The following is a 12,856-nucleotide window of genomic DNA, read 5'->3' on the forward strand; positions in this document are numbered from 1 at the left end:
TTATTTAACCAAAAGTAAGGGGCAATTCTTTCAGCGCTCTAAAACCAAGTAATTTTCTCCATTGTAAGTCCGATGAAGCAATTTGAAGATGGTCCATTCGCTGGAGCAATATTTGAACAGCAACTTGTGCCTCTAATCGTGCTAACGAAGAACCGGGACAAAAGTGGGTTCCGTATCCAAATGATAGATGAGGATTCGGATTTCGGGCAATATCCAGCATGTTAGGATGGTTAAATTGCTTTGGATCACGATTGGCTGCTCCAAGCAGAGTGTAGACTTGATAACCTTGTTTTATCTCAACTCCGTTGATCTCTATGTCTTCCGTTGCTGTACGGGCCGTCATCTGAGTCGGGCTTTCATAACGTAAACATTCTTCTACAGCGGCGTCAATCAACGATGGATTTTCCTTTAGCCTAGCTAGTTGGGTAGGATGATTCAATAAACATAGCATTGAATCGCCAATAAGATTTACCGTTGTTTCATGACCGGCAATGATGAGTAAAATACAAGTTGCCAAAATCTCTTCGTCTGTTAACTTATCTCCTTGCTGCGTCTCCTCTATCAGCCTGCTGATAAGATCTTGTTTCCTATTTTGTCTCCGCTTTTGGATTAGTCCCTTAAAATAAACGAGCAGGCTTTTTGTCGTATCATTCCCCTCTATTAATGCCTTTCTTGAACGAGTAAAGTCAATCGTTTGAATTAAACTGACAGCCCACTCTCTGAATTGATGGCGGTCCTCTGCTGGGATTCCTATTATTTTGGCAATAACAAGACTAGCCAAAGGAAATGCCAAGTCTGCAATAACATCCAATTTATAATTGTGCTGTACCTTATCCAGTAAATCATGAACCGTTTCTTCTATATAAGAGCGGTAACTTTCCACAACACCCGGTGTAAACACTTGGCTAACGAGCAGGCGTAAACGTTTATGATCTTGCCCATTTTTAAAAAGCAGCATATCGCTCTGAACGCGTTTAAGCGCTTCATATTTCCGGGTCGTCTGTGGCAGTGACATGCGATTCTTAAATCTAGCATCTTTTAGAATCATTAGTGCCTCGTCGTATCCAGTGACATACCATCCTGGATTCTTAAATGCCATTCCCCTATAAATAGGATGCACGGAACGCAGCTGCTCATAAGTTGGATAAGGGTTGTTCAGACACTCAGGAGAAGACAGTGAAAACGCTGGCGTTCGGAAGTCCTGTTCTTCTTTTATATCGTTCGTCATGCTATGCCCCCATCTTTGTAAAATTTACTCTCCCTATAAAAGGGCCGCTTCTGAAATCACATTCAGCTCTTTTCCAATCAAATGAAATGATGATAACAAATGATCGATTTCTTTCAAGCTGTGATTAGCCGTAACAGTTAATCGAATACGGCTTTCCCCGATCGCGACTGTTGGCGGACGAATCGCTGGTGCATATATTCCTTCTTCTTGAAGCCTAGCCGCAAAGGCGGCTGCCTTGTAGGTGTCTCCAATGATCACAGGAATGATCGGTGTGTTATCTCCTTTTACCGTATATCCCATCTTTTCTAAACTGTTTTTTAATTGTTTTATCTTTGACAGCAATAGCCGGCGCTTTTCCTTACTATGCTCGATAATTTCGAAGGCGGCATAAGAGGCAGCACAAATCGAAGGTGGAATGGCCGTTTGAAAAATAAACGTTCTCGCATGATTTAATAAAAAATCAATGAGCACTCTGGAACCAGCAACAAAGCCGCCTTCTGCCCCAACCGCTTTACTTAAAGTACCAATCACTATATCTGGCGAAACATCAAAATATTCGCTCGTTCCTCTGCCGTTTTCCCCTAAAATACCTGTAGCATGAGCATCATCTACGATGACGAATGCATCGTAGCATCTAGCAAGTGACACGATCCGGTCAAGCGGAGCAATCGTCCCATCCATACTGAACACTCCATCTGTTACAATAAAACGCCGGTGATAGGAGTCTGAATTTTTGAGTTTTTCTTCAAGATCCTTCATGTCAACATGGTTATAAATGATCGTGTCCGCTCTCGATAGTCGGCACCCGTCAATAATACTGGCATGATTTAATTGATCACTAAAAACAACATCTCCTTTTTCCGGCAAGGAAGACAGTACACCAACATTCGCTAAATAACCGCTTGAGAATAAAAGGGCGGCCTCTGTCTGTTTAAAGGCTGCTATTTTGTTTTCAAGTTTTTGATGCCACTCCGTATGGCCCGTCGTAAGTCTTGAACCGCTGCTTCCTACACCAAACTCATGCAAAATGGTTTCTGCTGCATACACTAAGCGTTCATCGTTTGCCAGCCCTAAATAATTATTCGATGAAAAAACAAGCTGTTTTCTGCCGTTAATTACTGCTTTAGAGCAAGGAGCTGAATGCATCGTTTTTAATTGCCGATGCAACCCCGATTCTTTTGTTTTATCTAATCGGCCGTTTAACCACTCATCCAGCTTCATATTCGCCACCTCTTTTGCCCTCCCAATGAATAAATACTGGCTGCTTCTCTAAATAGTAAAGATAGTGATCCCATTCTCTTGAAGCATCTACAAAAAAGATACGGCAGCCTTGTTCATCCCCATATTCTTTTAATTTGTTAATGCGCTGGTAGCCCATCTCTTTACTGGCTACATAACCAGTGATATACTCTGGATCATCCGACCAACATAATTCGGCTACGGTCGCTGGATGGGCACTTACCTTTGAAGCCAGGATAAGAGCCTCTTTTATTCGAGATTGATTAGGAAGCCCATAATGAGCGGCCCATTTTTCAAAATTATCATTTAACCAATCCATTCGAGAAACCCGTACACCCTTACTTCCTCTATCATCCACCCGTTCACCTGAATGGACATCCACTAACATAGCCCCTCTCATATTTGAATAATCCGCTAAGTAACGATAGGCCTTTTCAATCACTTTCCTCTGAATACCCGCCTTTGCTAACAGCTCCTGAGACAATTCCTGTCCCCTGTCTGCCGACTCTACTTCATGCGTTTTAATTGTAAGTGGAGGAATACACTCAATAGGTTCAGTAATCGCCTCAAACTGAATCTGCATAAAATCGGGATTCCCTCGCGAATGAATTAAAGCCTTATCCAATAAAGCGTTTACAGCTTGTTTTATATTATTGTAGGTGGAAAGCAGCTCTCCTCCAGAGATGTGCTTTCCGTCGCCTTCATGGGTTTCATTCCTAGCCGCTCTCATTCTCACGCTATAATATCTTTCCTGCTGCATACGTCTATCTCCTATCCTTGTCGTTTGTTCATGTAATCCCCCTGCTTCTACGAATTACACTTTTGTAAACTTTATTTTATAAAAGGTTAACAATTAACCATTAAAAATGTCAATGTAATTTATTTACCCTTTTACTTCTTGTGAATATTTTTCAGCCTGCAGCAAACACTATATGTTAAGGAGTGGTAAGGATGAAAAGACAGACAAAGGATAAAAAAATTGGTCAAAAAGCTGATTCAATGAATGCAATGGACCAAGGGCTAAATTTAATTATGCAAACCATTAATAACGCAACCGGAATTGATAAGGGCAATGATGGCAAGATCAATAAAAAGTAATTAAAACGCCTGTTTTTTGGCGTTTTCTATTCGGATGAAAGGGCATGGCTATTTCCCCTCCCTTATATAGGTCTGTTTACTCCCTCTAACTTGTCTTCACTCTAAATCGAATGGTAATATAGACTTAATTACCTAGGTAGTAAAGGAGGACTTCGGATGATTTCTGACTCTGAATTGGTTATATTCATGAAGGAGCTAGGTAAGTTAATAGATGAGTACTATGGCTGTCCAAAAGAGTCCATTAGGAAAGAAATTCATCAAGATATTTTGCTGTTATGCTCTGTCATTAGCAGCGAAAATGGTGAGCACCACCCATAATCGTTTTCTTAAACACCTTTTAATCCGTTACTGGTTCTTTAGAAGGTGTCACTTTCGTCGTTCCTTATTATTCAGGTAAAAAATAAAAAATTTTACTTATTACAAAATAGAACGAAAGCCTAATTTATAGCTCCCTCTTCCGACCCAATGCCATTCATTTTTCAGTTATTCACAGCACATAGTTCTCCACGCTAAGTTAGTTTCAGTTTTTATAAGGAATTGAGAAAACAGAAATCAATCATTTTTGCTCTATATAAATGATCCCAAACATGATTAGCAATACATACTTCGTTGAAAAGGCTATTCGGAATAAAGATTGCTTTTTAATTCTTTTCATTTTGCGTAAAGCTGCAGCCAAGCTCTTTTATGTAGGAAGAAGAAAATCGATAGACTGGGCTTCTTCCCCTATTCCGTAACACCGATTTTCATTAGCATGTAAAGATATAAATCCCGGCTGTATACCGCCGAAGTTTGTAAGAATAAATAAACCGAGAAGTTTATATACAATACTTCTCGGTTTATTTATTAATTAATCTTATTTTTATCTATGTTGGGAACCATTCCATCACCACATTGGCATGTAAGGCCGAACCGTATTTGAACATTTCTTCCTGTTGATGCATACGAGGATTGTGAACAGGCGGCTCTCCCTCTTTGCCAATGCCTAACCTAATACAACTAAGGCAGAAGGAACTGCTTGAGAATTCTGATCCGCCTAATGCCCCAGATCGCTACCTTTTTATATAACCTAATGATAATGTATTCTTTTCCTTAATAAGGATTATTGGAAAATAGGCAATACAGGTTAACTGAAAACCGATAGATATGACTATTTAAAGAAAGGCTCATTAAAACTAAGGCTGCTAATCGTTTAGAATTAGGTTTGTCAATATTTGAATTTTTCACACATTGAAATTTGATATTATTATAAGTTCTCTCTGTTTTCTCGGGAAGGTCCTCCCCTATCTGCCGGAAAACAGAAAGAGGCACCTCTTCTAAGAGTGATGCCTCTTTCTGTTTTGGTTTTATGCCAGACAGCTAGCTTTAATGACTTGTTTTTAGATTGATTGTTTATGTGTTTCGAGGTGTAGTGTTTATTGAATCATTAACTATTGGCTAGTTTTTTTAGCCTTTCTTCAGCAGCGTCTACATTTGCAGGTACTCCAGTCAAAATATTGAGCATCAAATTCTTTTTAGCCATTTTCTTTAACGTATAAAACACATGAGGTTTATATTTTTTTAATAGCGTCATAATTTCATTAGCTGGCAAAGGCACTTTCGATTGTATTTTTAATAAGGATCGTAAGTAAGCTACAAAATCATAAGCAGCTTCGGTATTATCTGGACACCTCTTTAATAACTCATAAAATTGTTGAATGCTTTTGCTTAGTTCTTTGTTCTCTTCCATCAAGTTTGGTCCCTACCTTCAATCGTGTAATTACCCAAATAAGGAAGCCTATTCCTACTTGGCAGCCCGGCTGTCATTGTTCAGAGCTTGTGAACCTTAGACCCGTGGCTTTGCGTCCTTACCTTTCGATAAGTTTGCCTTTATCATTAAAAATAATTTAGTATTATTATATACAAAATAATAATACTGTAAGAATTATATCAATAAAATCATTCAGGTCAATCATTTGTCTATCCGTGTATATTGCCTCTTTCTTCTGCTAAATAAATCCGCCCGCTGAAACAAGCACCTCTATCAACAGAAAGACATTTAGTTAGGCTGCTGCAAGCTTAAAAAGCCAGCACATCGTAACGTACTGGCTGCCATTGTATATACCCACGTCTTTCCTTCGGCTGCTTTATGAAATTTTTAATTCAGCTTTGTATTTTTTTCCTTTCTCAGTGCCGTTTTTATAAAAAGCTGGCAATTTATATTGATTATTTAATTCATTTCCAATAAGCCTTTTAGTTTTTGCTCGGCCGCTTCAAAATCGGTCGATAGCGCGGTTAAAAATCCGAGCATGTCATTCTACTTTGCCATTCCTCTTAAAGAAAAAAACACCGCTGGTTTATGTATTTTAAGGACTGTCATAACCTCTGTTGTTGGCAAAGGAAGTGGTGATTTTATCCTAAGGAATGATCGTAAAAAAACAACAAAATCAAACGCTGAATCAGGAGTATCTGGATAAGCCTCCATTAAAGTGTAAAATTTTTGAATATTTTCTTTTAATTCTTCTTGCATAACTAGCCCCCTACTTTTAAACGTATTGTCACCAAATAGGGTACTAATTTTCCTATTTGGCAGCCCGGCTATCATAATTTAACCAATCTTAGACCCGTGGCTTTGCGTCCTTACCTTTCGATAAGTTTGCCTTTATCATTAGGTTGACGTTCTATCATCGCAAACAAAATAATGATAATATCATAAGAATCTTATAGGAAAATGATATCAGGGTCAATACTCCCCGTAAGAAAATTATTTTCTAGGTTGTTTTAATCAGCGATCTCGCAAAAAATTATATTCACATAATTATTCCCAAAAGATGATGGCTCTATCATTCAAGCTGTCCCCTGAGAGCACAAAATAACAGGATGAAAACAAAGCAATGATTATAATTAGATTAAGGAGTTGAAGGCTATGGCATTAGTAGAATCCTTGCAAAAGGCAATTGATTATATGGAAGAACACTTAACAGACAAAATCACCATAGAAGAGATTGCCAAACAGGCGAATATTTCTCCTTTTCACTTTCAGCGTACGTTCATGATTTTGACTGATATGTCCGTTGGTGAATATTTGCGTCGCCGCCGCTTAACATTAGCAGCCCAAGAATTGTCTAATACTAGCATTAAAATAATCGACCTTGCCTTGAAGTATGGCTATGACACTCCGGAATCTTTCTCAAAAGCTTTTCGTAAGCAGCACGGTATAGCACCGAGTGAAGTTCGGAAAGAAGTCGGAAAGCTGCGATCTTATAACCGTCTTGCAATTCAAGTGAATTTGAAAGGAGCAGAACCAATGAACTATCGTATCGTCACACGAGATGCTTTCAAAGCAGTAGGAATGAAACGCCTATTTGCCAATAACACCGAGAACGTCGGAATTCCCGGCATACCGGAATTTTGGGAGGAGATGAATAGAAATGGAACTTCTGACCGCTTGCTGCAATTAAACAATGGAGACATTAAAGGGTTGTTAGGAATTTGTTCGAACTTTAATGAAAAAGAAAATACAACGGACTATTGGATTGCTGTGGAATGCAACGCGGAAGACCTATCGGCTGAATGGCCAGCTATTCATTTCCCAGCAGCTAAGTGGGTTGTTTTTGAAGTAGAAGGACCAGTCCCCAGTGCTATTATAGAAACTTGGAAACAAATTTATTCGGAATGGTTCCCTTCTAATGGATATGAACCAGCTGAAGCTGCTTCATTCGAAGCTTATATAGACCCTTATCCGTATCGTTCAAATTCTTATAATGAAATTTGGGTCCCGATTAAATAAGAAAAGATTCTATACTATTGGCCATTTTTTCATCCGCTTAAAGGGAAACGCCAGCTTCCTGGTGTTTCCCTTATTTAAATACTTGATCAATTTTGTTTCTATCATCATCTAATATCCAGCCATTGTACCTTTTATAAATTCCCTTAATCGTTTCAGGCGAGGCGGCTACTACATCACAGCCCCGACCATCACATATATGAAAAATTGTCTGTTTATCCCTATTTATGAAATAGACTCAGCGAAAAATACTTGGCCGTATCCCTAGATCGTGTTTGCAAATTGCTTTTAACATCGAAATGTATCTAAGCTGGGATGTTTTGCATGGTAAAGTAAATCAATGAGTTCTAAACCTTCTATCTTCATCGTCATCCGGGAAAATATAAGGGATTACATAATGATGTAACTTATACAAAGAAGATCTCTCCTTTACATACTGAGAAAAGGTCTTTAATTTATGTTTGAAAGCATGACTATCCGCAAAATCGTTAACATTTACTACCACGTAAATAGAATCGTCAGGTACACGCAAAGACTCAAATAAACGAGCCGCTCTTTCATAGACTCCTTGTAAATAAGAACAATTTTCGTCTACTTCACTTCGTCAGAGTCATAGTCCTCACCTAACTCAAAACGAATGCCAATTCTCCCAGTTTTAAAATAAAGGCGGCCGAAGTGCTAAATGAGGAAAGGCTTTGTGCATATAATCGTCTAATTTCATCCTTAGCCCTCACTAGTAAAAGAGAAAGGCTATCGATGATAGCCTTTCTCTTCCCTTTAGGAAACACCGTTAATTTACTTTTACATTATCCATCGAACATATTACAATTTTGATTCTTCCTCTCTAAAGAAAGGGGAACCGATAAAAGTTCCCCCGAAAGAAAACCCTAACGCTGAAAATAAAAAGGTATAAGATTGATTCTTCGCCGGCCAGAAAAAATAATTAAGCATATAGCTTATGGCACTAAGTAAAAGGAACAAACTTATAAACTTAAATAGTCTTCTCCTAATCTCAATCTTATTTAACTTTCTTAGATTTATCAGCATTCTTACCAAGAGATATACTGCCATAATAAAAAGATAAATAAGATAGCCTGCTATAAATTTAAATGCATACGGTCCATCAAAACCTTTGTATGCCATAAGCAATAAGAGAATAGAACTAAGAATAAAACCTGAACATAAAATAAAGTTCAGCAAGCAATATTTCTTTTTCATACTATACCACCTTGGACAAACTTCTCAATAAGAATTGCACGGTTCAATTTCTGCCAATTATACGTGCCCCTTGCCATTAAAACACAAACCAGCTCATAGTCAATCCCTTAACATCCCGAAGTAAATCCATATTGTAAGTGGACATATCTATAAGGAGAGCTTTTTTATTCTATATTCAGCTATAAGTTCTTTTACTAGACATGATGGAACTGCTCTTTTAAAGTTCATTTCACTTTTTGGGGTGGTTATTTAATTTTTCTACTGTCATAAAATAATTTTATAGATGCTCCATCTTTGTGATCGATCTCTTATCTAAGTTCTTAAGTGGACGCTCAAATGTTTTGCCGCCACATAAAAATATTTCCAACCTCTTCATTATCTGTTACCATTTAACTAAAAATGTTATAGGAAGAAGGGATTATTCATTTGGAGAAAAAACGACTAGATTTTATCGATCAATTAAAAATCGCCCTGATCATGCTAGTAATCGTCCATCATGCCGGGCAAGCATATGGGCCAGGCGGCTGGTGGTACTTTCAATCAGCTGAGTCGATTCCGTGGCTGGGACGATTTTTCACTGTCAATGCAGCCTTTTTTATGAGCTTGTTTTTCTTTTTATCCGCCTATTTTGTACCAGCTTCGTTTGCCAGAAAAGGACCACGCCGTTTTTTAATTGAACGTTTTAAGCGGATTGGCATTCCTTTATTGTTAGGCTTTTTTATCATGATGCCGGTTTTAATGTACGTGTATTACATACATTTTCGCGGTTACGAGCCGATTTCTTTCTTTACTTATTACAGTCAGATCTTTTTTGGTTTTGGGGAAAAGCCTGCACATTGGACCGGGCCATCATGGCCAGATATGCAGTTTGGGCATTTGTGGTTTTTAGAGCATCTGCTTGTCTATACTCTACTGTTCGTATGGTGGAGGAAGCTAGTGCCAATGCCGAGAGAAAAACAGCCGCCCACGATAATTCATACTTGGCAGATTATTTTCTTTTTAATTATTCTTGCTCTAGTGACATTCGTCATTCGTATTTGGTTCCCAATTGATCGCTGGATTGGATTTTTAGGCATTATTCAAGCAGAATTTGCTCACGTTCCACACTATGCCAGCTTCTTCTTTTTAGGAATTCTAGCTTACGAGCGTAACTGGCTGTTCACATTTCCTCGTAAAACAGGCTTTCTCTGGCTAGCAGCGGGATTAGTAATGACTGTTATTTTATATTTTGGCGGAAGCTTCGTTTTCCCTTATTTAACAAAAGGCGGCTGGAATATAGGATCGCTTGCCAAGTCTTTTGTGGAAGCATTTCTTTGCATCTCTCTTATTATTGGACTGGTTACATTATTCAGAGAAATGAGAAGCCGTTCTAATCACTTATTGAAAAGTATGGCATCCAATACATTTGTTGTTTATTTTCTTCATGTACCGGTTGTCGTTGCTCTTCAATACAGCTTGGCAGCACTTTCACTATCCGTTGTATCGCAATTTTTACTTTCATCCGTTTTAGGGATCGTCTTTAGCTTTCTGATTAGCCAATTTGTTTGGCGAAGACTCCCTTACTTAAAAAATTTGATGTAATGAGAAAGATGAACAGGCCAGTCTACTTGCCAGAGCGATCGATTTGCGAAAACCTCAATTTTATAGGGTATCTTTTTCAGGGCCTGTACAATTTTAAAGAATCACCCCAATTTTTATGTATAAACATTAAGAGAAAGCTAAATAAATAGAACTTTTTATTCATCTATTGTTTTCACACCAGTAAATAAATGGTATTATCGATATATTACGGAAGATGTCAAAAAATGATTAATCTTCTTCAAAACCTGTTAGAGAATTACTTTACTACTAAACTTATAAGGAGCCGATTGATTGTGAAACGTATTGCTGCCCTTTTTGTATCTTCAACTTTACTTTTAGGCCTATCAGCAGTCTCTCCCTCTTCAACCGATGCAGCTGCAGCGTCTTACAAAAACTGCACCGAGCTGAATAAAGCTTATCAAGGCGGTGTAGCGAAAGATGCGAAGGTAAAAAATAAAGGCGGAAAAACAAAGTATAAGCCGTATATTTCAGCGGCACTTTATCATGCTAATTCAACATTAGATAGAGATAAAGACGGCATTGCTTGTGAAAGATAAACAGTAGATTGGGAGCATGATAATCGATGACAATAAAAATAATGAAGCGGATGAGCCTTCAATCAAGCTCACCCGCTTCATTATTTTTTTGCTTTTAAATGCTGTTATTTAGCTGCTATTCATGTCATCGTGTTGTTTGAAATAAGGCTGTGGTACTGCGAAATTGAAAAAATTCACTTGTAGATGGGAAAGTCGAAAAAGGTATGAAGAAATAGGCAATCACCATAATGATTCAATAGACGTCGACAAAGCTGATGAGATGAATAGATGAAGGGTCACTTTAAATTAGAGCGGATGGAAAAGGCAACGTGAATCAGGCGATCTCTATTATACGAGGTGGAGAAGAAAGGAGAAGAGTAACAGATCGATTTCCTTTTTAACTGACAAAAGCAAGACAGCTTAGCATTCAATTTATAGAGATCTCATCAGCAAAATACATACAAATATATTAAACCAATACTTGAATGGCTCACTTAGTTATTTTACCATTTTTCCTTTGTTCCTAGCCGGCACGTCACTATAAAATTTATTAAACAAATACACCAAATAAGCATTTAAGTCAAATTGATCTTTCATAACAAAATTAGACAGAGTTACGTTGTTTTTTCTCATTATTGTTTTTCCTCCTCTTATTTAATTTCTTTGTCTTTTATCACACCATTTAATGTGGAAGGTATGATCCCTGCGCAAAAAGTTCTTCTACTTCCACTATAATAGAAAGCGTTTTCAATGTGAAGTTTTATTAAAATAAAAATTTCGACGAATTTCTCGGTTATATAAATTGGCTTGCATAAAAGCTAAAGAAGTTGAACAACATATGAAGCGAACAAAACATAATGGAAAGAGAGGACATAAACAATGACTAAAAAATGGTTACAATTATTGCCCGTATTTTTTCTAGCTATCGGCATGCTGATAGGATGCAATAATAATGATCCAGCTGACAATAATCTAAACGACCAGAATGAGATTAATCAAAACGATGTAGACGAGGACAATAAACTGCTTCCTAATGATGATAATAATAACAATATGAATCGAGATAATGATCTGCTCCCTGGTGACAATAACGATACAAATCAGAATAATGACCTGCTTCCTGGTGACAATGATAACGGCACAAACCGGGATAACGATCTGGTTCCGGGCGATGACAACGACGCAAACCGGGATAACGATTTGATTCCGGGCGATGACACCAATGACCTTGGCCCTGATCATAATGATCGTGACAACAGAGATATAACCGACGATCCTCGTGATATGCAGGGTCCTAGAGACGAATAAGAATGAAAAAACACTGACAGCCAGTCGGTGTTTTTTCATTCTCCGTGTACATACAACATTTTAAAAGTATAGACTGCAATTTCTCCATTTTTCGCTGTATAGTTGCGGTACTATCTATTTAAAGGGGGACTTTGTGTGTTTATGAAGTTAACGAAAGAACAAAAACAATTAATGATTGCGGAGATTCAATATTTCTTTTCAGAGGAAAGAGATGAAGAACTGTCAGAATTTGCGGCAGAAAGAGTGTTAGACTTCGTGAAAGAGTCGCTTGCTCCTCACTTTTATAATGCCGCTGTCTCAGATGTAAAGACTGTAGTGGAACAGCAGTTTTCCTCCCTAGAAGATGAAATATTAACTCTTGAACGTCCGATCAAACGATAATTGCTTTCTTAGAAGTAAATTACATTTTATTTACTTTTGAAACTTAGGGAATTAAGCGGCAGCGATATTGTTATATAAATTATCCCTGAACCTTCGGCTGGACAACTGTAGCACCTTTTCTAAAAATAAATAAAGACAGCCTCTTAACAAGAGGCTGTCGACAAGTACTTTGACTAAATTAGCATTTAGATAGACTATTAGATAGACTAACCTAATTATAGTCCTTTATCCTTTACTGCTTCTTCCAAAGCCATAACGCCACACTTTCAGGAATATACCTCCGCCGAAAAGCAAGGTTGCCAGAAAGCAAAGTACCGCAATGAGAATCGTTAATATTCCGCCAATGCCTGTTAGACTAAGCAGTGTAAATAGCTGAGTGAGAACTCCTAAAACTGCGAGCAATAACCCTATTACACCCGTTAAAAACCCAAGGAATAGGCACCAGATTCCACCAGTAAACAATCCATTACTCATAAAAATTCACCTCCTTAAGAGAAGGAATCA

Annotated in this window: 15 protein-coding genes, 1 pseudogene and 2 riboswitches; of the genes and pseudogenes, 7 read left to right on the top strand and 9 right to left on the bottom strand. The window is 37.9% G+C overall.

Annotation, left to right across the window (positions count from 1 at the left end; genetic code table 11):
* Positions 1–4: 4 nt before the first annotated feature.
* From AC623_RS11745 to bioW, 3 genes are read right to left on the bottom strand one after another with little or no spacing between them, the layout of a single operon-like run.
* The gene (locus AC623_RS11745; RefSeq protein ID WP_049662666.1) at positions 5–1,228 is read right to left on the bottom strand and encodes a cytochrome P450; all 1,224 of its coding nucleotides are present in this window, start codon (positions 1,226–1,228) and stop codon (positions 5–7) included.
* Positions 1,229–1,261: 33 nt separating this feature from the next.
* The gene (gene bioF, locus AC623_RS11750; RefSeq protein ID WP_049662668.1) at positions 1,262–2,449 is read right to left on the bottom strand and encodes an 8-amino-7-oxononanoate synthase; all 1,188 of its coding nucleotides are present in this window, start codon (positions 2,447–2,449) and stop codon (positions 1,262–1,264) included.
* Entirely contained in the window at positions 2,436–3,227 is a 792-nt protein-coding gene (gene bioW, locus AC623_RS11755; RefSeq protein ID WP_049662670.1) for a 6-carboxyhexanoate--CoA ligase, read from the bottom strand. Before bioW ends, bioF begins: the two co-directional genes overlap by 14 nt.
* Positions 3,228–3,418: 191 nt before the next feature.
* Here bioW and AC623_RS21770 point away from each other — a divergent pair, with 191 nt between their 5' ends.
* Positions 3,419–3,565, top strand: coding sequence for a hypothetical protein (locus AC623_RS21770; protein WP_197090966.1), 147 nt, complete (start codon positions 3,419–3,421; stop codon positions 3,563–3,565).
* Positions 3,566–3,721: 156 nt separating this feature from the next.
* Complete coding sequence (locus tag AC623_RS21500) at positions 3,722–3,883, top strand: hypothetical protein (RefSeq protein ID WP_156187035.1); 162 nt, start codon at positions 3,722–3,724, stop codon at positions 3,881–3,883.
* Between the two features lie 1,105 nt (positions 3,884–4,988).
* Here the strand turns inward: AC623_RS21500 and AC623_RS11760 are convergent.
* Complete coding sequence (locus tag AC623_RS11760; RefSeq protein ID WP_049662671.1) at positions 4,989–5,291, bottom strand: hypothetical protein; 303 nt, start codon at positions 5,289–5,291, stop codon at positions 4,989–4,991.
* Between the two features lie 57 nt (positions 5,292–5,348).
* A riboswitch (cyclic di-GMP riboswitch) is annotated at positions 5,349–5,440 on the bottom strand.
* Positions 5,441–5,858: 418 nt separating this feature from the next.
* Entirely contained in the window at positions 5,859–6,071 is a 213-nt protein-coding gene (locus AC623_RS11765; protein ID WP_049662674.1) for a hypothetical protein, read from the bottom strand.
* Between the two features lie 55 nt (positions 6,072–6,126).
* Positions 6,127–6,212: riboswitch (cyclic di-GMP riboswitch) on the bottom strand.
* Positions 6,213–6,467: 255 nt separating this feature from the next.
* Here AC623_RS11765 and AC623_RS11770 point away from each other — a divergent pair.
* Complete coding sequence (locus AC623_RS11770; RefSeq protein ID WP_049662677.1) at positions 6,468–7,331, top strand: AraC family transcriptional regulator; 864 nt, start codon at positions 6,468–6,470, stop codon at positions 7,329–7,331.
* A 70-nt stretch (positions 7,332–7,401) separates the two neighbouring features.
* Here the strand turns inward: AC623_RS11770 and AC623_RS21075 are convergent.
* Both AC623_RS21075 and AC623_RS11775 read right to left on the bottom strand, forming a co-directional pair.
* A pseudogene (locus AC623_RS21075) lies at positions 7,402–8,049 on the bottom strand (DUF3885 domain-containing protein).
* Positions 8,050–8,150: 101 nt separating this feature from the next.
* On the bottom strand, positions 8,151–8,546 hold the full coding sequence (locus tag AC623_RS11775) for a hypothetical protein (protein ID WP_049662679.1): 396 nt from the start codon (positions 8,544–8,546) through the stop codon (positions 8,151–8,153).
* Positions 8,547–8,972: 426 nt separating this feature from the next.
* Between AC623_RS11775 and AC623_RS11780 the strand changes: the two genes are divergently transcribed.
* Positions 8,973–10,127, top strand: a complete 1,155-nt coding sequence (locus AC623_RS11780) for an acyltransferase family protein (protein WP_049662680.1) — start codon at positions 8,973–8,975, stop codon at positions 10,125–10,127.
* A gap of 290 nt (positions 10,128–10,417) precedes the next feature.
* Positions 10,418–10,684 carry an excalibur calcium-binding domain-containing protein gene (locus AC623_RS11785; RefSeq protein ID WP_442853570.1) on the top strand — a complete coding sequence of 89 codons (267 nt, stop codon included), beginning with the start codon at positions 10,418–10,420 and terminating at the stop codon, positions 10,682–10,684.
* 477 nt (positions 10,685–11,161) lie between these two features.
* Here the strand turns inward: AC623_RS11785 and AC623_RS22125 are convergent, their stop codons facing one another.
* Positions 11,162–11,296, bottom strand: a complete 135-nt coding sequence (locus AC623_RS22125) for a hypothetical protein (protein ID WP_269429915.1) — start codon at positions 11,294–11,296, stop codon at positions 11,162–11,164.
* A 246-nt stretch (positions 11,297–11,542) separates the two neighbouring features.
* Here AC623_RS22125 and AC623_RS11790 point away from each other — a divergent pair, with 246 nt between their 5' ends.
* Both AC623_RS11790 and AC623_RS11795 read left to right on the top strand, forming a co-directional pair.
* Positions 11,543–11,971: a hypothetical protein gene (locus AC623_RS11790; RefSeq protein ID WP_049662685.1), complete on the top strand. Its 429-nt coding sequence runs from the start codon at positions 11,543–11,545 to the stop codon at positions 11,969–11,971.
* 135 nt (positions 11,972–12,106) lie between these two features.
* Positions 12,107–12,352 carry a DUF2164 domain-containing protein gene (locus AC623_RS11795; protein ID WP_049662687.1) on the top strand — a complete coding sequence of 82 codons (246 nt, stop codon included), beginning with the start codon at positions 12,107–12,109 and terminating at the stop codon, positions 12,350–12,352.
* 225 nt (positions 12,353–12,577) lie between these two features.
* On the opposite strand, the gene AC623_RS11800 is transcribed toward AC623_RS11795, so the two are convergent.
* Positions 12,578–12,826: a hypothetical protein gene (locus AC623_RS11800; protein WP_049662693.1), complete on the bottom strand. Its 249-nt coding sequence runs from the start codon at positions 12,824–12,826 to the stop codon at positions 12,578–12,580.
* Between the last annotated feature and the right edge of the window lie 30 nt (positions 12,827–12,856).

Source organism: Bacillus sp. FJAT-27231, from assembly GCF_001183975.1.
Lineage (GTDB): Bacteria > Bacillota > Bacilli > Bacillales > Domibacillaceae > Pseudobacillus > Pseudobacillus wudalianchiensis.